21 protein-coding genes are annotated in these 23,542 nt (G+C 32.9%); 16 read left to right on the top strand and 5 right to left on the bottom strand.

Annotation, left to right across the window (positions count from 1 at the left end):
* From BP92_RS0105370 to BP92_RS0105380, 3 genes are all read left to right on the top strand, one after another.
* Positions 1–326: transposase (locus tag BP92_RS0105370; protein WP_026725113.1), on the top strand; the 326-nt coding region annotated here is incomplete at its 5' end.
* A 118-nt stretch (positions 327–444) separates the two neighbouring features.
* Complete coding sequence (locus BP92_RS0105375) at positions 445–2,331, top strand: tetratricopeptide repeat-containing sensor histidine kinase (RefSeq protein WP_150111870.1); 1,887 nt, start codon at positions 445–447, stop codon at positions 2,329–2,331.
* 11 nt (positions 2,332–2,342) lie between these two features.
* The gene (locus BP92_RS0105380) at positions 2,343–3,014 is read left to right on the top strand and encodes a response regulator (protein WP_150111871.1); all 672 of its coding nucleotides are present in this window, start codon (positions 2,343–2,345) and stop codon (positions 3,012–3,014) included.
* Between the two features lie 310 nt (positions 3,015–3,324).
* Here the strand turns inward: BP92_RS0105380 and BP92_RS0105385 are convergent, their stop codons facing one another.
* Both BP92_RS0105385 and BP92_RS0105390 read right to left on the bottom strand, forming a co-directional pair.
* Positions 3,325–4,464, bottom strand: a complete 1,140-nt coding sequence (locus tag BP92_RS0105385; RefSeq protein WP_026725116.1) for an ATP-binding protein — start codon at positions 4,462–4,464, stop codon at positions 3,325–3,327.
* Positions 4,465–4,548: 84 nt separating this feature from the next.
* Positions 4,549–5,421: an aldo/keto reductase gene (locus BP92_RS0105390; protein ID WP_026725117.1), complete on the bottom strand. Its 873-nt coding sequence runs from the start codon at positions 5,419–5,421 to the stop codon at positions 4,549–4,551.
* A gap of 176 nt (positions 5,422–5,597) precedes the next feature.
* Between BP92_RS0105390 and BP92_RS0105395 the strand changes: the two genes are divergently transcribed.
* The 9 genes from BP92_RS0105395 (at position 5,598) to BP92_RS0105435 (ending at position 15,725) form a co-directional block, all read left to right on the top strand.
* Complete coding sequence (locus BP92_RS0105395; protein ID WP_026725118.1) at positions 5,598–6,602, top strand: AAA family ATPase; 1,005 nt, start codon at positions 5,598–5,600, stop codon at positions 6,600–6,602.
* Positions 6,603–6,686: 84 nt separating this feature from the next.
* The gene (locus tag BP92_RS0105400) at positions 6,687–7,553 is read left to right on the top strand and encodes a DUF58 domain-containing protein (protein ID WP_026725119.1); all 867 of its coding nucleotides are present in this window, start codon (positions 6,687–6,689) and stop codon (positions 7,551–7,553) included.
* Positions 7,554–7,558: 5 nt separating this feature from the next.
* On the top strand, positions 7,559–9,175 hold the full coding sequence (locus BP92_RS0105405) for a BatD family protein (protein ID WP_026725120.1): 1,617 nt from the start codon (positions 7,559–7,561) through the stop codon (positions 9,173–9,175).
* Positions 9,175–10,179 (top strand): vWA domain-containing protein, encoded by a 1,005-nt coding sequence (locus BP92_RS0105410; RefSeq protein ID WP_026725121.1) that lies wholly within the window; start codon positions 9,175–9,177, stop codon positions 10,177–10,179. Before BP92_RS0105405 ends, BP92_RS0105410 begins: the two co-directional genes overlap by 1 nt.
* Before the next feature lie 11 nt (positions 10,180–10,190).
* Positions 10,191–11,234, top strand: a complete 1,044-nt coding sequence (locus BP92_RS0105415; RefSeq protein WP_026725122.1) for a vWA domain-containing protein — start codon at positions 10,191–10,193, stop codon at positions 11,232–11,234.
* The gene (locus BP92_RS0105420) at positions 11,227–11,973 is read left to right on the top strand and encodes a tetratricopeptide repeat protein (protein ID WP_026725123.1); all 747 of its coding nucleotides are present in this window, start codon (positions 11,227–11,229) and stop codon (positions 11,971–11,973) included. The genes BP92_RS0105415 and BP92_RS0105420 overlap by 8 nt, the downstream gene beginning before the upstream one ends.
* A gap of 6 nt (positions 11,974–11,979) precedes the next feature.
* Positions 11,980–13,164 carry a BatD family protein gene (locus tag BP92_RS0105425; protein ID WP_026725124.1) on the top strand — a complete coding sequence of 395 codons (1,185 nt, stop codon included), beginning with the start codon at positions 11,980–11,982 and terminating at the stop codon, positions 13,162–13,164.
* Between the two features lie 18 nt (positions 13,165–13,182).
* Positions 13,183–14,964 (top strand): BatD family protein, encoded by a 1,782-nt coding sequence (locus BP92_RS0105430; RefSeq protein WP_035692955.1) that lies wholly within the window; start codon positions 13,183–13,185, stop codon positions 14,962–14,964.
* Positions 14,964–15,725, top strand: coding sequence for a tetratricopeptide repeat protein (locus tag BP92_RS0105435; RefSeq protein ID WP_026725126.1), 762 nt, complete (start codon positions 14,964–14,966; stop codon positions 15,723–15,725). Before BP92_RS0105430 ends, BP92_RS0105435 begins: the two co-directional genes overlap by 1 nt.
* 46 nt (positions 15,726–15,771) lie before the next feature.
* Here BP92_RS0105435 and BP92_RS0105440 read toward each other — a convergent pair whose 3' ends face one another.
* Complete coding sequence (locus BP92_RS0105440; RefSeq protein WP_026725127.1) at positions 15,772–16,290, bottom strand: CvpA family protein; 519 nt, start codon at positions 16,288–16,290, stop codon at positions 15,772–15,774.
* Positions 16,291–16,424: 134 nt separating this feature from the next.
* Between BP92_RS0105440 and BP92_RS0105445 the strand changes: the two genes are divergently transcribed.
* The 4 genes from BP92_RS0105445 to BP92_RS0105460 all read left to right on the top strand — a co-directional run bounded on the left by BP92_RS0105445 (position 16,425) and on the right by BP92_RS0105460 (position 21,310).
* Complete coding sequence (locus tag BP92_RS0105445; RefSeq protein WP_026725128.1) at positions 16,425–16,781, top strand: hypothetical protein; 357 nt, start codon at positions 16,425–16,427, stop codon at positions 16,779–16,781.
* A 68-nt stretch (positions 16,782–16,849) separates the two neighbouring features.
* Positions 16,850–17,869 (top strand): phenylalanine--tRNA ligase subunit alpha, encoded by a 1,020-nt coding sequence (gene pheS, locus BP92_RS0105450; RefSeq protein WP_026725129.1) that lies wholly within the window; start codon positions 16,850–16,852, stop codon positions 17,867–17,869.
* A 49-nt stretch (positions 17,870–17,918) separates the two neighbouring features.
* A complete protein-coding gene (locus tag BP92_RS0105455) occupies positions 17,919–18,326 on the top strand; it encodes a hypothetical protein (RefSeq protein ID WP_026725130.1) in 408 nt (135 codons plus the stop codon).
* A gap of 155 nt (positions 18,327–18,481) precedes the next feature.
* Positions 18,482–21,310, top strand: a complete 2,829-nt coding sequence (locus BP92_RS0105460) for a GH92 family glycosyl hydrolase (protein WP_026725131.1) — start codon at positions 18,482–18,484, stop codon at positions 21,308–21,310.
* Between the two features lie 97 nt (positions 21,311–21,407).
* On the opposite strand, the gene BP92_RS0105465 is transcribed toward BP92_RS0105460, so the two are convergent.
* Together BP92_RS0105465 and BP92_RS0105470 are read right to left on the bottom strand one after the other, a co-directional pair.
* On the bottom strand, positions 21,408–22,385 hold the full coding sequence (locus tag BP92_RS0105465) for a TerC/Alx family metal homeostasis membrane protein (protein ID WP_026725132.1): 978 nt from the start codon (positions 22,383–22,385) through the stop codon (positions 21,408–21,410).
* A 33-nt stretch (positions 22,386–22,418) separates the two neighbouring features.
* The gene (locus BP92_RS0105470; protein WP_026725133.1) at positions 22,419–23,414 is read right to left on the bottom strand and encodes an NAD(P)H-dependent glycerol-3-phosphate dehydrogenase; all 996 of its coding nucleotides are present in this window, start codon (positions 23,412–23,414) and stop codon (positions 22,419–22,421) included.
* Positions 23,415–23,542 lie beyond the last annotated feature (128 nt).

A 23,542-nucleotide genomic window follows, 5' to 3' on the forward strand; every position in this document is an offset into this window, starting at 1 on the left:
TGCTACTTGGAGACCGAGGATATCTGTCTGATAGTATACAACTCGATTTATTCCAATCAGCAAATATTAAATTGGAAACGCCAAAAAGAATGAATCAAGTGAATTATAAACCACAGCCGTATGTTTTCAGAAAAGCAAGAAAAAGAATTGAAACTTTATTCTCGCAACTGTGTGACCAATTTTTAATTAGAAGAAATTATGCTAAAACTTTTGAGGGATTTAAAACTCGAATTCTAGCCAAAATAACAGCATTAACTCTAGTTCAATATATCAATAAATTTATCTTTGATAGACCAATAAATAAAATCAAAAATCAATTAATTTAATTTCACCCAACGGGTTTTATTTAGTTTCTTTATTCTCATTGGATGTAATTCAAATGAGGATAAGGCTATAAATCAAAAAAAATTAGATGCCTATTTTGAAAATAGTTCAAATGTAAATTTGGATAAAGTCACTCGTTTGAAATATATGGATTCGGTAGAGCAACTAATTGAAAATTCAAATTATTCCGACTCACTGAAAATAAAGAACTATTTTAAAATAGCCAATCGCTATTTTGGAGTTTTGGAATATGAGAAATACAAAGAAATAACCAATAAAGTTTTAGAAATTTCCAAATCTAACAAGGACTCATTAAATATTGCAAGAGCAGAATATTATTTAGGAGATTATTATTTTTCTACTTCAAAAAATGATAGTGCATATTATTATTATTTGGAAGCAGAGAAAAAATATGAAAATTTAAATGACAAGCCGAATTTAGCAAGTACAAAATTACATAAAGCCTATATTTTATCCTATGAAAAAGATTTTATAGGTAGTGAGATAGAGACGGTTAAAGTTTTAAATGTTGCAACCGAGATTAAAGATCAAGAGTTAATTTATGAATGTTATGTGAATTTAGGAAGTTCTTTGGTGGGTTTAGGAAATTATGAAAAAGCATTAGAATATCATCAAAAATCCTTATCACAAATTAAGGAGATTGAGAATGACAATTATAAACCTTTATTACAGGCTCAAGCCATAAATAATATTGGTTTTGTATATTTAAATTTAGGTAAGTTTAAAGAAGCTGGTGAAATTTTTACAGAAGGATTAAAGATTAACAACTTAAAAGAAATACAGCCGGTTTTATATATTTCTTTATTAGATAATTTTGCTTATTCTCGTTTCAAAATTAATAAAAATGAAGGTCTTAAGGAATTTAAAGAAGCATTAGAACTTGGAGATGAAATCGATGACATTTACAGTAAAATAAACATTAGAGTTCACCTTGTTGAATATTATTTATCTAAAAATGATACTACTATTGCGCTTCAATATAACGAAGAAGCCAATCGTTTAGCTAAAGAGTCTAACTACAACAAAGAACTTTTACAAACACTCGATTTCTACACAGAATTAAAACCTAAAGAAGGTTTAAAATACGCTAAGGAATATATAAAAATTAGCGATAGTTTACAGCAACAAGAGCGCTTAACACGTAATAAATTAGCAAGAATTGAATTTGAAACAGATGAAATTATTGTAGAAAAAGAGGCTATTTCAAATCGTTTTCGAATTATTTTAATCTCATCGTTACTTATTATATCTTTTGGAATATTGTTTTATATTATTCTTTATCAAAGAAGTAAGCATAGAGAATTGTTGTTTAGTCAAGAACAACAAATGGCAAATGAGGAGATTTATAAATTAATGCTCGACAAACAAGATGAGTTAGAAGAAGCAAAAAAGAAAGAACAATTACGAATTTCTCAAGATCTTCATGATAACATTCTAAATAAGTTGGCTAGTATTCGATTTAATTTATTTGCGTTAACTCAAAAGCCAGATGAAACTGTTATAAAAAGAAGTATTGAATATATTGATAAAATTCAAAGTGTAGAAAGTGAAATAAGAACGGTTGCTCATGAATTAAATTTTGAATCTTTTCTCAATAAAGGAAATTACAAAAGTATTTTAGAGCAGTTGCTTCAAAATCAAAAGGAAACCTATGATACTATTTGCGAAAGTACAATTTCATCTGATGAAGCAATCGAATCACTTTCGGCTTTAGTTAAGATGAATATTTATAGGATTATTCAAGAAACGTTAAATAATATCAATAAACATGCAAAAGCTACTTTGATTTCGATAACTTTAAGCATTGATGAAGGTTTCTTATATTTGTCTATAAAAGACAATGGTGTTGGTTTTAAGGTTTCAAAATTAAAATCAGGAATTGGACTAAAAAACATGGAAAGTCGAGCAGTATCGATAAACGGGAGACTAAAAATTTCATCTGAAATAAATAACGGAACTAAAGTGTCTTTAAAAGTTAAATTATAAAAACAAGAATTTTGGAAACTAAAAAGCTAAATGTATTAATGATTGATGACCATCCTTCCATGATAGAAGGGTATAAAAGCATTCTCTCTTTTAACGATTTGGATTGTGAAATTAATGTTACACCAGCTTATAATTGCGAAAGTGCTTATTATTTAATTGCTGAAAATAAGAATGAATTAACCTACGATGTAGTTTTTATTGATTTAAGTTTACCCGCTTTTCCTGAACAAAAAATTTATTCAGGACATGATTTAGCAAGATTAGTTAGAAGTTATATGCCTACTACAAAAATTATAATTCTAACATCGCACATTGAAGCCTTTTTGTTATACAAAATTCATAGAGAAATAGAACCTGAAGGGTTTTTAGTTAAAAGTGATTTTTCAGCCCAAGAACTTTTATCTGCTTTTAATCAAATTGTTGGTGGAGAAAAATATAAGAGTCGCACCGTGCAACAAAATATTAACGAAGTAATGGCAAATGATTTTCTATTAGACGAATATTACCAACAAATTATTACTCTTTTGGCTCAAGGTATAAAAACGAAAAACATGCCAGAACATATCAACATTACACTAAGCGCAATTGATAAAAGAAAAGCCCATATAAAAGAGTTTTTCAATATTGAAAAAGGCTCTGACGAAGACATTATTAAAGAAGCGAAAAAAAGAGGCTTGATATGAAATTTTAACAAAATGTGCAGAAAAACTACAGCAACCCATTCAAAGAGCGTCCTTACCTTTACATTGTAATTAAAATAATAAAAAGGATGAAACTATATACTAAAATCTTGCTGTTTTTGTTGTTTCTGAGTTTGGTTTGGCTATACACTGTGGTCGATTTAACCTACAACACACTTTTTTTGGAAAGTAACACATTTTTGTCTAAATGCATTGGTTATCATGCGCAATTTGAGCTGATTTACATTTTAGGTGTTTTTCTTTTTGTTTCCTATTTGGCATTGATACTTTTTATAAAAAATAAAAAATTGTATTAGTCGTATTTCATTTTTCTTAAAATCCGCATCACTTCTTTAAAAGACACGTAGATTAAAGGGTTTTCAAGTAATTTTAAGTACGGTTTTGAATCAATTAATTTTTGCTTTGCTTCATCAAAACCATTTAAATAGCAAATCATCATAATGTGAGGTAAGTTCTCCAAATCTCGCTTTTCAGAATCATTTAGTGGCAATCCTTTTTGAAGCTTTCCTAATAAGACCAAATTAGAATTATAAATGTGATGCAACATTTTTCGGTTGTATTGAGGCGGTTCAAACAACATTTCTGAATTCATTTTGTAATAACCATTGTCAAAAAAAGTCAAGGTTACTTTTTCAAACGGATAATAACTCGTTTTATCATTTAATCCTAAAGAAATGTATTCGGTAATCACAAAACTATTCTCGTCATATTCAATACAAACTTCATCTAATGCCGAGTAAAACAATTTTACTTGTTCGTTTACTAACTCAATATCAACACGAGAATAATACTCTTTATCCCGAACTTTTTTCTTGTTTCCAGCCCAGCAAACCACAAATAATTCTTTGAAAACCTTGTATTTAGAAGGCAAATCTTTATGGCGATTGTTGATGAAATCTAAAACACTTTCTAGCGTGTGTTCAATACTGTTTCGAGAACTATTTTCAATGCTAATAACCGTTTCCACATTTTGTTTCGAATACGGAATTTTCTCCGTCGTTGGCGATGTATTACTGCCTTTTCTTACGAAATAAGTATTCGCTTCAATAGTATGAATTCCTTTCTTGAAGTAGGAATTTTTAGATTTCGGTTTAATCGTCACTAATCCCACCACTTTATCTTTTGGAAGATTCGGAAAAGGCACATTTTCATACTGAATTTTAGGTGGATTTTCCAAAAAAGCATTCACCAAATTCTGAATTCGACTATCATCAAAAAAATCATCCCCAACGATTTCATTGGTTTCATCTTCAACTCCAACTACAATATAAGAATTGTTACTTGGATTAGAATTGGAAAGTGCACAAATGTGTTTTAAGAATTTTGCTTTTCCTTCTTTAGTGTGTAAATTCAACTGGCGCTTCTTATCATAAAAACTGTTCTCATCATGATGAGCTAAAAGATTTTTGATAAGTAAGCGCTTGTTGATCATTTTTTTAGTGAATGGTTACAAGTAAAAAGTGATTAACATAAAAAAATGGACTTTTTACTAATCACTTTTCACTAATTACTCTTTTTAAGGCACTTTATGCCCCATACTTTCTGTCCAGATAGCAAACCAATCTTGTTTGTCTAAAACTAATGATTTTGCTTTCATCAATTGCTGAATTCTTCCTGAATTAACCGTTCCTGCTACTGGAGAAATTCCAGCAGGATGTTGCATAATCCAAGCCAATAAAATAATATCAGAACCAATGTGATATTTCTCAACTAACTTAGCCAAAAGTTGACGTAATCTAAATGTTTGGTCGGTATTTTCCCTAAAAACGGTTCCTAACGGATTCCAAGCCATCGGTTTGATATTGTGGATTTGCATGTAATCGAAACTTCCATCTAACATAGCTTCATGATGCGTTGCGGAAAATTGTACCTGATTAAAAGAAACATCCGTTTTCTGACGCAATAATTCGGTTTGAGATGACGTAAAATTAGAAACTCCAAAAGATAGAATTTTTCCATCTGCTTTTAATTTCGAAACCGCTTCCGCAATTTCATCAGCTTGCATTAATGGACTTGGACGGTGAAGTAATAAAACATCCAAATAATCGGTTTGTAGATTTTTTAATGAATTTTCGGCTGACCAAATAATATAATCTTTCGAGTATTCGTAATGTTTAATCGAATTATTAGGTCTGTTTTCAGAAGTATATTGAATTCCACATTTAGTAATTAATTGAATTTTTTTGCGATCTATCTTACTTTCAGAAAGCGCTTTTCCAAATGAAGCCTCTGTTGTATAACCTCCATAAATATCGGCATGATCAAAAGTAGTAATTCCGTTTTCTATGAATAAATTAATTAAGTGAGTAAACTCATTGGTATTTAGGTTTTTATCCCAAACACCCCAATTCATAACTCCGGCAATAATAGGGGATAATTGTACTGACATATTTGTTGTGTTTTTAATTTTTTCTTAAAATTATAAAATAGAATCATAAAACACTCATAAAATCAACCTTTTTTATGCATTTTTAACGCAATGTTAACAAGTTAAAACTAAAAAAAATTTCAATTTGCAGTGTTAAAAAATGTTGTTAATTTCACACCGCCAAATACAATCATAAAATGGAAGAAAATACATCAACCTTAGACATTAGAGCAATTAATGAAAAGATTGAAAGAGAAAGTGCTTTTATAGACTTACTTACAATGGAAATGAATAAGGTAATCGTAGGTCAAAAACACATGGTCGAGCGATTATTAATAGGTTTGTTGGGTCAAGGACATATTTTATTGGAAGGAGTTCCTGGATTAGCAAAAACCTTAGCCATTAATACGCTATCGCAAGCTGTTCACGGTTCATTTAGCCGTATTCAGTTTACACCCGATTTATTGCCTGCCGATGTGGTTGGAACAATGATTTATAATATCAAACAAAATGATTTTACGATTCGTAAAGGTCCAATTTTCGCTAATTTCGTATTAGCGGATGAGATTAATCGTGCGCCTGCAAAAGTGCAATCAGCTTTGTTAGAAGCCATGCAAGAAAAGCAAGTTACCATTGGTGACGAAACGTTTAAGTTAGACAAACCATTCTTGGTAATGGCAACGCAAAACCCTGTTGACCAAGAAGGAACCTATCCATTACCAGAAGCGCAAGTTGACCGTTTCATGTTGAAAGTGGTTATCGATTATCCAAAAATGGAGGAAGAGCGTCACGTGATTCGTCAAAACTTAAAAGGTGCTTTTGAAAAAGTTAACCAAGTGGTTTCGTTAGAGCAAATTTTAAGAGCGCAAGAAGCTGTTCGTGAAGTATACATGGACGAAAAAATCGAGAAATACATCTTAGACTTAATTTTCGCAACACGTTATCCAGAAAAATATAAATTAGAAAGTCTAAAACCATTAATCAGTTTTGGAGCTTCGCCACGTGGAAGTATCAACTTAGCCACTGCTGCTAAATGTTACGCTTTCATCAAACGTAGAGGGTATGTAATTCCAGAAGACGTTCGTGCTGTAGTATACGATGTATTACGTCACAGAATCGGAATTACTTACGAAGCAGAAGCTGAAAATGTAACCACAGAAGACATTATTAGCAGAATTGTTAACGAAGTTGAAGTGCCTTAATTTAGTTATCAGTGTTCAGTCTCAGTGTTCAGATAATTCTATTCTTAAACTGCGACTGTTAACTGCGACTGCCAACTAATAAAAATGGATACCAAAGAAATTCTAAAGAAAGTTCGAAAAATAGAAATCAAAACCCGAAGATTGAGTGATCATATCTTTTCGGGAGAATATCACACGTCTTTTAAAGGACGCGGGATGACGTTTTCAGAAGTGCGCCAATACCAATACGGTGACGACGTAAGAGCTATCGATTGGAATGTAACCGCACGCTATAACGAACCTTTCGTAAAAGTATTTGAAGAAGAACGCGAATTAACCATGATGTTAATGGTAGACATTTCAGGTTCTGAAAGTTTTGGCACAAAAAATCAGTTAAAGCGTGATATGATTACCGAAATTGCGGCCACATTAGCGTTTTCGGCGACTCAAAATAATGATAAAATTGGTTTGCTTTTATTTTCAGACCAAATCGAATTGTTTATTCCGCCAAAAAAAGGAAAATCACACGTTTTGCGAATTATTCGTGAGTTAATCGAATTCGAATCGAAAAGCAAAAAAACCGATTTATCGCAAGCTTTGAAATATTTATCAAGCGTTTTGAAAAAGAAAGCCATCGTGTTTTTAATTTCCGATTTCATGGTGAAAGATTATGAACACACGTTGAAAATAGCTTCAAAACGTCATGATGTAACCGGAATCCGAGTGTTTGACCAAAGAGAAGAAAGCATTCCAAATATTGGAGTAGTAAATATGCTAGATGCTGAAACAGGCGAAACACTTTTGGTAGATACAACCTCCTATAAAGTGCGAATGGATTACGAAAAATACTATCGTGAAAACGTAAATTATTTCAAGGATATTTTTTCAAAATGTGGAGCGGGAACGATTAGTTCAAGAGTAGATGAAAGCTATGTAACCAAATTATTGGGTTATTTTAAAGCGCGTAATTAAGAAAAATGAAAAAGAAACTTTACTTATATATTGCTTTATTGTTCGGATTTTTGGGTTTTGCCCAACAAATCTCGTCTTCTATTGACTCAACTCAAATTAAAATTGGATCGCAATTCAATTTAACCATCAAAGCAAAAGTAAACGCTAAAGATAAAGTCGTTTTTCCAGATGGAAAGTTTTTTGGTGCTTTGGAAATATTAGAATCATACCCAATTGATACCGTAAAAAACGACAACCAATACGAATTAATCAAAAAGTACGGGTTAACCCAATTTGATTCGGGACGCTATGTAATTCCAAAATTATTAGTGAAAATCAACCAGAAAGAATTCCGTACCGATTCGCTTTCGATTTTAGTCAACGATGTAAAAGTTGATACCACAAAACAACAAATGTACGACATCAAAGACATCATCGCTACCGAAGAAAAACCAATGAGCGAATGGTGGAAACTTTTGATTTTATTGGTTTTGATTGTGGCTTCAGGATTTGCTTCATATTTCATCATCAAGCGATTACAAAAAGACAAAAAACAAAAAGAAGAATTTTTCGCTTCGCCAATTGAAAAAGCGATTGCATATCTTCAAAACTTAGATAAAAAACAGTTGGTGCAACGTGGTGATGTCAAAGAATATTATTCTGAAATGACCGATATTACAAGAACGTATATCGAAGAATCCATCCATATTCCAGCAATGGAAAGTACTTCAAGTGAGTTAATGGAAGCGTTGAAAAAAGCGATTGCCGATAAAAAAATGTTTGTCAATCGTGAAGAATTAGATAAGTTCAAGAAAGTTTTAGAAAATTCCGATTTGGTAAAATTTGCTAAATCACAACCGTTACCATTCGAAATTGAAACCGATAAAAAAATCATCGATAAATTCTTGTTGGTAATTGATAAAGCTTTACCTAGAACCGAAGATCAAGCTGCAATTTTATTTGCTGAAGAAGTTCGTAAGAAAGAAATGCAAAAACAAAAAGCAAAACGTTTAGCGCTTTCAGCCGGAATTTCAGCCTTTTTATTGGTTGCTTCTGTTGTAATTTTCGCTTATACGATAGGATTTGATTTTGTGAAAGACAGTTATTTTGGCTATTCTACCAAAGAATTGTTGGAAAAAGAATGGATTACTTCGGAATATGGCGAACCTGCTATCATTATTTCATCGCCAAAAGTTTTAAAGCGAACGATTGATGAGAAAATTCAAAATAATCTTCCAGAAAACGTAAAATCAACCAGTCGTTTTGCCTATGGAAATATTACAGATGACTTCTCAATTGTTTTAATTACAACCGCTTACAAAGATACCACGAAGATAGATTTAGATTTAGCATTGGAAGCCGATTTGAAAGAATTAGAAAAGTTTGGAGCTAAAAATATCATCGTAAAAACTGGCGAATTTGAAAATGTAAAAGGTCTTTCAGGTAAAAAAGCCTATGGAACATTCACGGCTTTGGACCCTGATAGCGAAGAAGATATAAAAATGCAGTACGACATTATGGTGTTGTCGCAACCAGGAGGCGCTCAAGAATTTTTCTTTATGTATAGAGAAGAAGATAAGCATGCCATGGAGATTATTGAGAAAATTCAGAATTCAATTGAACTAAGAAAAGCCAAGAAATAATGGGAAAAGTAACCTTTTTAAATCCGGAATTTTTGTGGTTGTTTTTGGTTTTGCCAATTGCAATAGCTTGGTTATTTTACAAAAGAAACCAACTTTCGGCAACGGTAAAAATGAGTTCATTAGAACCATTCAAGCAGAACAGAACTTTCTTGGCTAAAGCAAAACCATTTTTATATGTATTGCGAATTTTAGCATTAAGTTCAATAATCATCGCATTAGCAAGACCAAGAAGCGTTGACGTAACTTCAAAATCGAAAACCACAAAAGGAATCGATATTGTAATGGCAATAGACGTTTCGAGTAGTATGTTGGCCAATGATTTAAAACCAAATCGTTTAGAAGCATTGAAGAAAGTAGCTTCAACATTTGTGCAAGATCGTGTTAATGATAGAATTGGATTAGTAGTTTATGCTGGTGAAAGTTACACGAGAACTCCAGTAACTTCAGATAAAACCATTATTTTACAATCGCTAAAAACCATCGAATATGATGATTCCATTATTGCTGATGGAACCGGAATTGGGGTTGGTTTAGCCACTGCCATCAATCGAATTAAAGATAGCAAAGCGAAAAGCAGAATCATCATTTTATTAACGGATGGTGTGAACAATTCAGGAACCATCGATCCTAGAACTGCTTCTGAAATTGCAAAGGAATATGGCATAAAAGTATATACCATTGGAATTGGAACAAACGGACAAGCGATGTTTCCTGTAGCTAAAGATGCAAATGGTAAATTGGTGTTTAGAAATATGCCTGTAGAAATTGATGAAAGCTTAATGAAAGAAATTGCAAAAGCAACCGATGCAAAATATTTTCGAGCTACATCAAATAAGAAATTACAAGCCATTTATGACGAAATCAATAAGTTAGAAACCACCGAAATTGACGAGAAGAAATTCTATAATTACGACGAGAAATACAAACCTTTCGTGTTGATTGCTTTTGTATTGTTAGGTGTTGAGGTGTTATTACGAAATTCAGTTTTTAGAGGAATCGTTTAGAAAGAAAAACAATGTTTGAATTAGAAAGTCCAATATATTTTTACTTATTAGCACTATTACCCATAATAGTAGCACTTTTTCTATTCAATTTGTTTTGGAAAAGAAAAAGACAAGCTGTTTTTGCCGATTTGGAATTGTTTAATCAATTGGCACCAGAGAAATCGAGTTTTAAACCGGCCTTGAAATTAGGAGTTTTGTTGTTAGCATTGGCTTGTATTATTATTGCTTTGGTGAACCCAAAAATGGGAACGAAAATGGAAACCGTAAAACGTCAAGGAATTGATATTGTATTTGCAGTCGACATTTCAAAAAGTATGCTAGCTGAAGACGTAGCCCCTAACCGATTGGAAAAAACCAAGCAAATCGTTTCGCAAATCATTAACCAATTAGGAAACGACCGTGTAGGAATTGTAGGTTACGCCGGAAGTGCCTACCCAGTTTTACCAATGACTACCGATTACAGCATTGCTAAAATGTACTTGCAAAGTATGAACACTAATATGGTGTCTTCGCAAGGAACGGCTTTTAACGATGCTATTCAATTAGCTGTAGATTTCTTTGATGTAAAAGATACAAGCAAACTAATCATTTTGGTTTCTGATGGGGAAGACCACGGAGATGGAGTAGAAGATGCTGTTGAATTGGCAAAAGAAAAAGGAGTTCGTATTATTACAATTGGCGTTGGAACTGAAAAAGGCGGCCCAATTCCGTTACGTGATGATAGAGGTACTATCGTATCTTACAAAAAAGACCAAGAAGGAGAAACCGTAATTACTAAGTTATATCCTGAAATTTTAAAGAAAATCGCCGACAATACCAAATCAAAATATATTGTAGGAACTGCTACAAAAGATGTGGTGGAAGAAGTAAAAAAATCCTTAGATAAAATCGAAAAATCAGAATTCGAATCGCAACAAATTGCTGATTTTGAATCGCAATATCAATGGTTTTTAGCTTTAGGGTTTTTATTATTGTTAGTAGATGTTTTCCTATTAGAGAAAAAAACGGCATGGGTGCAAAAGTTGAACTTATTTAATGAAAAGAAACATGCGTAAGAAACTTTACATAGTGCTATTATTGAATAGTATTTTGCTTTTCGGACAAGAAAAAGACAAAAATCTTTACAACGGAAATCAGTCATTTAAAGAAAAGAAATACGCTGATGCCGAAGCTGATTTTCGTGTAACGGAATCAAAAAAATCTCCTAAAAAAGCAACTGCTGGATATAACTTAGGAAATAGTGAGTATCGTCAAAACCAACAAGGTGAAGCGCAAATCCGATATATCCAAGCCTTAGAACACGCGAAAACGAAAGAAGAAAAGCACCGAATTTATCATAATTTGGGCAATACCTTCATGTTAGATAAAAATTATGAGGCGGCAGCAGAAGCCTACAAGAATGCGTTGAGAAACAATCCAAATGACGAAGAAACGCGTTACAATTATGCTTTGGCAAAAAGAAAGAAAAAAGACAATCCGCCTCCAAAAGACAACAAGAAAGACAACAAAGGTGGTGGAGGTCAAGATAAAAAGCCACAACCAGAAAACAACAAAAACGATAAAGGAAACGACAAAAAAGATCAAGACAAGAATAAAGGCGAAGACAAAAAAGAAGACAAAGGTGACGGAGAGAAAAAAGAAGATAAAAACGATAATCCAAAACCTAGTGGCGCCGACAAACAACGCATCGATAATATTTTAGATGCAGTTAATAATTCAGAGAAGAAAGTGCAGGACAAAGTGAATGCGAAGAAAGTAAAAGCACGTCCGGTTTCAAATGAAAAAGATTGGTAATTAATCATGAATTCTATAAAAAAAATAGTTGTTTTATTTCTTGTTTTTAACTCTCAATGGGGATTTTCTCAAGAAGAGAAAATAATTATTTCTGAAAAAGTTTCAAGCACAGAAATAGGTTTTTTTGATGTGCTAACGGTTGAATTTGAAATTAACACCAACGATGCCGAATTGGTTGAGCCAACGTTTAATGATTTTGATTTTTATTCTCAAAAAAGCATAGCTAGTGCGGTAACTATAAAAAATGGAATTAAGTCAGCAAAAGTAACTCACAAGTACTATTTAAAGCCTAAAAGAATTGGATTATCAACAATAGAAAAAGTAACTTTTGACTATAATGGTAAAAAGTATCAATCCAATCCAATTGTTATAAATGTGAAAGGTGAAACGATTGAAAACGATCCTTTAAATGCAGAAAATAAACTTTTTATAATTCCAGAAATTTCAAATTATAAACCGCATCGCTATCAGCCAATTACAGTAAAATATAAATTGTATTATGATAAAGATATTAGGCCATCTTCGATACAGTTAGATTTTGAAAAAGAATATGTAGACGATTTTTTTATTTATTCAATTTCAGAAAATGCCGATGCCCCTTTTTTAGCTGATTATAACGGAAAAGAATACAATTGTGTTGTGATTAGGACAGACGTATTGCGATTTAAAGAATTATACGATACCTATATCCACAATAAAATTATTGTTCATTATAATAAAGAAGTTTCTGAAATTGAAAACGAAAGTGTTTTAAAGGCAGCAAGAAAAATAATTCCAGTGGTTTCAGAGCGAATAAAAGTTCAAAACTTTGAAAACTTCAGATTACCCTATAATTATGTTTATCCTTACGGAAATTATAAAATTGATGTCATTGAACCAGAGAAAACTTCAATTAGAAAAAATAAAATTTTTGAAGTTCAAGTCCAAGTTTATGGAGAAGGTTTTTTAGAAGATGAAATGATTCCTAAATTAAGATTACCCAATGGAATTGAAGTTGTTTCAGATGTAATACAAAATGAGAACACAATTGAGGAAACTAAAATTAAAACAATTGCCTCAAGAACATATAAGTTAAAAGCAATTATGGATGGTAAAATAGAATTTAAATCAATAGATTTCTATTTTTACGACGAAATTAATCAACAACACAAATCAATAAAGTCTAAAGAGTTTTCAATTATTGTAAAATAAAGAACGACTAAAACGAAAATGAAATTTTTAAAGCAAATACATATTGTACTTTTTTTTCTATCGGCTTTGTCTGTTTCCGCTCAAGTAAAATTTGAAGCGTTAACGGAGAGAAGTTCTTATGGATTAAATGAAAAAATTCAATTGATTTTTTCCATTAATAATGAAGGCGACAATTTTGTTCCGCCGAAATTTGATGGTTTTAAAGTTGATGGGCCAACTATTTTTAAAGGACAAGATGAAGAAACTTTTTATGTGAATGGAAGATTAACACATAAAAGAAAGATTTATACAAAATATTATTATTATTTGACACCTATTAAAAAGGGAAAATTTACTATAGGTTCTGCTTCAGTACAATTTAATGAAACAACATACAAGTCGGCACCTATAAAAATCACCATTACTGATCCTATTCAATTACCAACGTATCCAGGCCAGCCTAATAATATGAACTTTGGAGAAGGAATTCATTTAGTGGCTGAAATCTCATCTAAAAATCCTTATGTTAATGAACCTATTACCGTGGTTTACAAAATGTATTTTCCTTACAGTAATGAAGTTTCTAATTTTAGAAATTTTAAAGCTCCAAAATATGAAGATTTTTGGAGTCAATATATTGATATTAAGCAATTAAGAGCTGAGCGAGGAAAGTATAACGGAAAGGATTATGCAATGGTAGAGCTTAGAAAAGTGATTTTGTATCCTTTAGAAGCGGGTGCTAAAACTATTGAACCATTTAAAATTGATATAGATGCAGAAGTACCAACTGGAAGAAGAGATTTTTTAGGACAATATGAAATGACAACTATTGAAAAATCACTTTCAACAGGAACACAAACTATTAACGTAAAACCACTTCCAGGAAACGGAAAACCAGCAGGATTTACAGGTGCCGTAGGAAAATTTGATTTCAAAGTAATACCTTCTAAAACAGCTTTAAAAGCAGGCGAATCGTTAGATTTAGAAGTAAGTGTTTCAGGCAAAGGAAATTTAAAATTATTCACTTTACCAAAACCAGTGGTGCCAACTGCTTTAGAAATGTACGAACCATCACATACCGAAAGTGTACAAACACCATTAACAGGTATGGTCGGAAAAGTTTCGGACAAATACACGATAATTCCACAATTTAAAGGAAAATATACGATTAAACCGATGGAGTTTGCGTATTACGATTTGGTAAGTAAATCGTATAAAACCATCACATCAAAAGAAATTACAATTGATGTAGCGGAAGGTGACGCAACGTTTGTAGCTAATACACCAAGCACTAACAAACAAGCGATTCAGAAAAAAGAAGTATTCCAATTTAATAAGTTGAAAACGGAATTCGTTTCAAAATCGAGAGAAGATTTCTTAGGTTCAGGATTGTTTTATGGCTTATTGATTGCGCCACTTTTACTAATTCCAATTGTGATGATTGCTAGAAAACAAAAAGAAGCAAAAGATGCCGATGTGGTTGGAAACAGAGTTAGAAATAATAACCGATTAGTGAAGAAATATTTGTCGGAAGCCAAAAAACAAATGGGTGACAAAGTTCCGTTTTATATGGCAATGGAAAAGGCATTACACAATTTCCTAAAAGCTAAATTACATATCGAAACCGTTGAAATGAGTAAAGACAATATCATAGAATTATTACAACAACGAAACGCATCCGAAGAAAGTATTTCTCAATTCATGGAATTAATGAACGATTGCGAATTCGCACGATACGCTCCAGCAACCGATATTGCCATGACAAATGATTTTGAACGAGCTGTGGAACGAATTTCAGAACTTGAAAAACAATTGAAATAATGAAAAATAAATTTATACTATTCCTTTTGTTTTTGATTTCATTTGCCAATGCAAGTGAATCCATTGACGCTACCTTCAAAAAAGCAAATGATTTGTATAACAAAGGCGATTACGAACAAGCGTTACAATCTTTCGAAAGTATTGCAAATCAAGGTAACGAATCGGCAGATTTGTATTTTAATATTGGTAACTGTTACTACAAACTTGGAAAAGTAGCGCCATCGATTTATAATTATGAAAAAGCATTGCTTTTAAACCCAGATGACGAAGTTATTCAAACGAATCTATCATTTGCCCAAAAAATGGCAATAGACGACATTAAAATCCTTCCAGAAGTAGGTTTTAAGAAAATGGTGAAAGAGTTCACAAGCGCATTTCATTATGATACTTGGGCTTGGATTGCGGTTATTATTGCTTTTTTAAGTTTACTTTCGTTTTTAGGTTATTATTTTGGAAATACGGTGTTTCTAAAACGCACTTTTTTCAGTTTGTTTCTGTTGTTTTTAATCGGAATTGGCGTAACCGTTTTCTCTGCTTTTTTACAGAAGAAATTTGATGCGAATTACAATCCAGCCATCGTTTTTGCAGAAGCAACCACTTTGAAAGCCGAACCAAAAAATAGTTCGGAAGATGTAGTAACACTTCATGAAGGTACAAAAGTTTTCGTTTTAGAAGAATTAGGCAACTGGAAACAAGTAGAACTAACCGATAAAACCAAAGCTTGGATTAACAAAGAAGCGATTAAGGAAGTGAAGAGGTAGTGTTCAGTGTTCAGTTGAAAGTGTTCAGACTTAGCTTGTAGAAACTTTATTCACTCTCAACTTCTTTCTTCAAACTATCATACCAACCTTCAATCGTAGGATAAATCGCTTTTGAAATATTCTGAATTGGATTATAAAAAATCGAATTGTCTTGCGTTTCTTTAGAAAGTAGCATATTATTAATGTTGATTTTCTCAAAGATAAAAAGCACTACACTCAATGCTAGAATCGTTTTCAACAAACTAAAAAGCACACCAGCCAATTTGTTAATCCAACCTAAAAAAGCAAAATCCGCTAATTTGGTTAGAATTTTTGCGCTTAAATGAATTCCTATCACCACCAACAAAAACGTAATGATAAAAGCCGTAATTTCAATATATTTCGGATTCCAACTTGGTACAAATCCAGTAAAAATAGCGCCTACTAAATTCGAAAATTTAATCGCTAAATAAATTCCTAAAATCAAAGCTATAAATGAAGCGACTTCCACAAAAAGCCCGTTTTTCAATCCTTTATAAACCGCAAAACCCAATAAAACCGCAAAAACAATATCAATAAAACTCATTTTAAAGAAAATAGAATAATGAACAAAGATAAAAGAATTGTTGAAAGTGGTTTTCTGTTGTTATCTTTGCAGAAATATTATTAGATTGATGGGAAACTTTGTGCTTCCAGCATCCATCTTCAAACTTAAAAAAAATGTCCAGAGATATACAATTAAAAGAACGTTGGGAAAGCGTTGTCAACATATTATCAGAAAAATTTTCAGGCGGAGAAGACCTTGATTTAGAAGGAATCATCTACTTAATTGGTGTGCAAGAATTGGGAAAAATTCACGCTACTTTCAAAAAAGATGAAAAAGTAAACCTAATGCACATCGCCATTTGCCGTTTGTTAGAACCTTACGGTTACTACGAGTTTGAATATTTCGACAACGACGGCTGGCCCCATTACAAAGTAAAAGAAGAATTGCCACCACTAAAAGCAGGTGAACAAGCGGTACTAATGAAAGAAGCAATTGTAAGCTACTTTTTAGAGAAAGAGTTGATAGATTAAAACTAATTACTAATCACTTTTCACTAATCACTAAAAATAACTAAATTTGCACCTTTATACAACGAGCGATGACAGAAACGATTAAAGCCCATATTGAAGAAGTAAAAGCTTTTCAAACCGATAATAAAGAACAATTAGAAGCCTTCCGAATCAAGTATTTAGGAAGTAAAGGCTTGTTGAAAGACTTTTTTGCCGAATTCAAAAATGTTCCAAACGAACAAAAGAAGGAATTTGGACAAGTAATCAACGAATTGAAAACTTCGGCAGAAGAAAAGGTAAAAACCATTCAAGACGCTTTAGAAAATAAAGAAGAAGCAAAAGGAATTTATGGCGACACTACGCGTCCAGGAGAAGCGATGAACATTGGTTCTCGTCACCCAATTTCTATTGTAAAAAATCAAATGATTGATATTTTTTCAACCATTGGTTTTAACGTGTCCGAAGGTCCAGAAATCGAAGACGATTGGCACAATTTTACCGCATTAAATTTACCAGAATACCATCCGGCAAGAGATATGCAGGATACGTTTTTCATTCAAACCAATCCTGATGTTTTGTTGAGAACACACACTTCATCGGTGCAAGTGCGTTATATGGAAAACAACAAACCGCCAATTCGTACGATTTCTCCAGGAAGAGTTTTCCGTAACGAGGCAGTTTCTTCGCGTTCGCACTGTATTTTCCATCAAGTGGAAGGATTGTATATTGATAAAGACGTTTCATTTGCCGATTTAAAACAGACGTTATTGTATTTCACGAAAGAAATGTTTGGAAAATCGAAAATTCGTTTACGTCCATCGTATTTCCCATTTACAGAACCAAGTGCTGAAATCGATATTTATTGGGGATTAAAAACCGAAACAGATTACCGAATTACCAAAGGAACCGGTTGGTTAGAAATTGGTGGTTGCGGAATGGTTGACCCTAATGTATTGAAAAATTGCGGCATCAATCCAGATGAACACACAGGTTTCGCTTTCGGAATGGGAGTAGAACGTATTGCGATGTTGTTATACCAAATTGGTGATATCCGTATGTTTTATGAAAACGACGTACGTTTCTTAGAGCAATTCAAATCGAGTATATAAATTAAGATAAAGTCTTAATAATTAATTCTTTAATCTTAATACTGTTTCAATGAAAAAAGACATTATCATCCCAAAAGTAGAAGGCGTTCACATTGTAGCTTTTCAAGAATGGAACGACGATTTTATGGAGAATTCTTGGTACGCTTACTTAGTAAACGACACTGATAATTTATTGGAAATGGCTATGGTAGTTTCACGCGCTTATGGTTTAATCAATGGTGAAGAACGCAAAACAGGAACGTTTCGTCATGCGTTTGCTAAAGTTGAACCAAGAACAGCCGTTAAAGTAGAATTGTTAGAAAACAACGTTTTACAATTGAACAACGAATTTATGTTGTCTTATTTCTCAAACGGACAATTGTATGATAAAACCTTTGTGTTTAGAGTAAATTCTATCAACGAAAAAGCTACTGCCGATTTACCTATTATCAACAAAAGAGGCGTTTTCGCGAATTAAATTTTAGTTAATTATAATATTGAAACCACGAATGCACTGATTTTGTATTCGTGGTTTTTTGTTTCCCTAAAAACCATATTTCTATCTCATTTTAATTAGTAAGATTGCTTACCTCATATTTTTTGCGCAATTTTATGGTTTCAAATTGATTTAAAATGAAGAAAATCCTTTTTTCCGTATTATTTATAACCGCTTTTGGTTTTGCACAAGATTTCGCCAAACACGTCAACCCATTTATTGGAACTGGCGGTCACGGACATACTTTTCCTGGCGCAACAGTTCCTTACGGAATGGTACAACTTTCTCCTGACACCAGAATAGATGGCAGTTGGGATGGCTGTAGCGGTTATCATTATTCGGATAATTTGATTTACGGATTTTCGCACACGCATTTGAATGGAACTGGTGTTTCCGATTATGGAGATATCATGTTGATGCCAACAATGGGAGAACCTTCGTTTGATAATAAAGTGTACTCTTCAACTTTTTCGCATGCCAATGAAAAAGCTTCCGCTGGGTTTTATTCCGTGAAATTAGACAAACACAATATCGATGTGCGATTTACCACTTCAACACGAGTTGGTTTTCATGAATATACGTTTAATAAAGATGGTCAAGCTAATATTATTTTAGATTTGAATCATCGCGACAAACTTTTGGAAGGTATAATTAGAATTATTGATGATAGAACAATTGAAATTTTAAGAAGAAGCGAAGCTTGGGCACGCGATCAATATGTATATGCCCGAATTGAGTTTAACAAACCGATGAACTTGAATAAATTCATATCCGATTCAGTAAGTAATAGAAAAGAATATTCTGGATCAAAAGTGGCTATGAGTTTCTCCAAACAAGTCAAAAAAGGCGAAAAAATCCTTATAAAAGTAGCACTTTCACCAACGAGTTATGAAGGTGCTAAATTAAACAGTTCCGAAATCAAACATTGGGATTTCGATAAAGTACACAAAGAAGCCATTACACTTTGGAACAAAGAATTATCAAAAATTGAAGTCACGTCTGATGATAAAGATAAATTAGCGATTTTCTACACAGCATTGTATCACACCATGATGCAACCAAATATCGCTCAAGATTTAGACGGAAAATATCGCGGTAGAGACAACAAAATTCATGTTGCAGAAGGATTTGATTATTACACGGTTTTTTCGTTGTGGGACACGTTTAGAGGAGCGCATCCGTTGTACACTTTGATTGATAAAAAACGAACTGCCGATTACATCAATACGTTCATCAAACAATATGAACAAGGCGGCAGATTACCGGTTTGGGAATTGACCTCTAATGAAACCGATTGTATGATTGGTTATCATTCGGTTTCAGTAATTGCAGATGCGATGGTAAAAGGCATTAAAGGTTTTGATTACGAAAAAGCCTTTGAAGCCAGTAAAGCTTCAGCTATGCGTGATGTTTTAGGTTTGGATGCCTACAAGAAAAATGGTTTCATTTCGATTGATGACGAACACGAAAGCGTTTCCAAAACCTTAGAATATGCTTATGACGATTGGTGTATTGCACAAATGGCACAAATTTTAAACAAGCAAGAAGATTATCAATATTTCATGAAACGCTCTCAAAATTGGAAAAATATTTTCGATTGGGAAACCGGTTTTATGCGTCCAAAGAAAAACGGTGGCTGGGACAAACCTTTCGACCCAAGAGAAGTTAATAATAATTTCACCGAAGGTAATTCGTGGCAATATTCGTTTTTCGTACCACAAGATATTTACGGCATGATTCAAGCTTATGGCGGACCTGAAAAATTTGAAGCCAAGTTAGACGAAATGTTCAATAGCGAAAGCAAAACTACCGGTAGAGAACAAGTCGATGTAACCGGTTTAATTGGGCAATATGCACACGGAAACGAACCAAGTCACCACATGGCGTATTTGTACAATTATGTGGGGAAACCCGAAAAAACGAATGCAAAAGTCAAGTATATTTTAGATAATTTCTACACAAACACACCAGATGGATTAATCGGAAACGAAGACTGCGGACAGATGAGCGCTTGGTATGTTTTGAGTTCGATGGGAATTTATTCAGTGACTCCAGGAAAACCAGAATGGCAAACAGTAAGACCTTATTTCGAAAAGATAAAAGTTAATTTTGAAAATGGAAAAATTGGCATTTTAGCTAAAAATGATGTTGGACAAAGAAATTATAATTTTGGGTTTTTTGAGCAAAATTTTGGTAACATCTATGATGTTTCAGAAGTTGAAATAAATAAGTTTATATCAGTTCCAGTAATTCAAGCCGAAAGTAAAGCTTTCAAAGATAAAATGAAGATTGAATTAAAATCTCAATATTCAAACGACGAAATTTATTTCATGATTAATGATAAAGAGGATCATTTGGCAAAGAAAATGTTTGTTAAATACACAAAACCTTTTGAAATATCGCAAACTTCAACTATTGAAGCTTATGTGAAAACAAAGGAAGGACAAAGCAATACTATTTCTGCAAACTTCTTCAAAAAACCAAACAACTACAGCATCAACATAAAATCGGTTTACAATCCGCAATATCATGCAGGTGGTCCAGAAGGGTTGTTAGATGGTATTTTAGGAACCGAAAACTGGAGAAAAGGCGATTGGCAAGGCTACCAAAGTCAGGATTTTGAAGCGGTAATAGATTTAAAAGAAGTGAAAGAATTATTTTCATTTAAGGCAAATTTTTTACAAGATAGTCGTTCTTGGATTTTGATGCCTACTTATTTGGAGTTTTTTATTTCAACAGATAATGTCAATTTTACCTCTGTTGGAAGTCTTGATATTGCTAAAAATAGTGGAATTGATCCAAAAGATGAAAATTCATCTACTAGAGAATTTGAAGTTCTTTTAGACAAGAAGAAAACAGCACGTTACGTAAAAGTAATCGCTAAAAACTTCGGTAAGTTACCAGAATGGCATCAAGGTTTTGGTGGCGAAGCGTTTATATTTGTAGATGAGATTACAATAAAGTAAATCGTATTGTAAAAAATAAAAGAAGGCACAAAGTTCACTTTAATAGTGTTTTTTGTGCCTTCTTTGTATACTTAGTGTTATGAGATTAATCCTGAGATTAATCCTTATCAGGAAACAACAAAGAAGCGATTACAGACAAGATTAAAGCACCACCAACAACACACAAAGACAAACTCGTTGGAACGTGGTAAAACGGCGCTATAATCATTTTAGTTCCGATAAAAGCCAAGATAAATCCTAATCCATATTTCAATTTACTGAACATATACATAAAGTTCGCCAAAAGGAAATACAACGAACGCAATCCTAAAATCGCAAAAATATTCGACGTATAAAGAATAAACGGATCGTCTGGAGCAATCGCAAAAATCGCTGGAATACTGTCAATCGCAAATAATAAGTCGGTAAATTCAACGATAGCAACCACTACAAATAAAGGCGTTGCCATTTTGATTCCGTTTTGAATGGTGAAAAATTTATCGCCATCAAAATTCGGACTTACTTTAAAAAACTTGTGTACAAATTTTGAACCAGCACTTTTGCTAAAATCTTTACTTCCTTCATCTTCTTCCTGACTTAATGCCGATTTAATTCCGGCAACAATCAAAATAATTCCGAAAAGGGTAAGCAAATAATTGATTTCGACTAGTTGTCCAAAAAGTTCCATTTCGGGCAAATAGGTGTAGTTCAGTAACCAAACGCCCGCAAAAATGAAAATCGCTCTAAACACTAAAGCACCAATTACACCCCAAAATAATACTTTGTGTTGAGCTTCTTTTGCCACATTGAAATAGCCAAAAACTAAAATAAAAACGAATAAATTATCAACTGAAAGTGCTTTTTCAATCCAATACGCGCCTTGAAATTGCATGAATTTTTCGGCTCCCATGTAGTGATAAATGATACCACTGAATCCCATTGCTAAAGAAATCCAAATCACGGACCAAATAGCCGCTTCACGATTAGAAATTACGTGACCTTTTTTATTTAAAACTCCTAAATCTAATACCAACATAGCAATGATGGTTATTGTAAAAGCCGTAATAATTCCAGGATGATCGATTAAATGATCAATAGCGCCGGTTTTTAGTGAAAATAGCATGGGTTTTTAGTTTAATTTTTCTGTCAAGGCTTTAAAAACGGTTTTAGCGTCTTTGTTTTCGTATAAAATTTCGTAAACGGCATCAATAATTGGAGTATCAGCTCCATATTCTTTGTTTAATTTGTAAGCACTTTTTACAGCGTAATAACCTTCAGCCACCATGCTCATTTCCATTTGTGCTGATTTTACGGTGTAGCCTTTTCCAATCATGTTTCCGAACATTCTATTTCGAGAAAAAACAGAATATCCTGTTACCAATAAATCGCCTAGATAAGCCGAATTATTAATGTTTCGCTTCATTTTATGCACTTTACGAATGAATTTCTTCATTTCGCGAATACCGTTACTCATCAAAACCGCTTGAAAGTTATCGCCATAGCCTAAACCATGAGCAATTCCGGCTGCAATTGCGTAAATATTTTTTAAAACGGCTGCATATTCGGTTCCAATAATATCATCAGAAGTTTTGGCTTTGATGTAGTGCGAACTCAGATTTTTAGCTACGAATTTGGCTTTTTTCTTATCGCTACAAGCAATTGTTAGGTACGATAAACGTTCCATTGCTACTTCTTCCGCATGACACGGACCCGTGATAACCCCAATATTTTCAAACGGAATATTGAATTTGGTATGAAAATGTTCGCCCACAATCAAACTTGATTCTGGAACAATTCCTTTAATAGCTGAAAAAATGATTTTTCCTTCCAAACTTTCAGTCAAACTTTCTAATTCTTTGCTTAAAAAAGCTGACGGAACCACAAAAATAATGTAATCAGCATAAGCAACCGCTTCGTTGATATCGTTGGTAAGTTTTAATTTATTGGTGTCAAACGCAACCGAACTCAAATAGTTTGGATTGTGTTTTTGATGTTTTAAATGCTCAATAGCATAAGTACTTCGCATGTACCAAGCAATTTCGTCTTGATTTTCACAAAGCATTTTCGCAATTGCAGTAGCCCAACTCCCTCCTCCAATGACGGCAAATTTTGGCTTTTTTTCCATTTTACGATTTAATTTAGAACATCAAAAATAGGCATTTAAAAAGGATTTACAAAAAACGTTTGCGAAACTCTTTTTAATACAAAGGCACGAAGAAAAACTCCGCGCCTTTATTATGACGAATACGTATT

The sequence above is a fragment of the Flavobacterium sasangense DSM 21067 genome, assembly GCF_000686885.1.
GTDB classification, from domain to species: Bacteria; Bacteroidota; Bacteroidia; order Flavobacteriales; family Flavobacteriaceae; genus Flavobacterium; species Flavobacterium sasangense.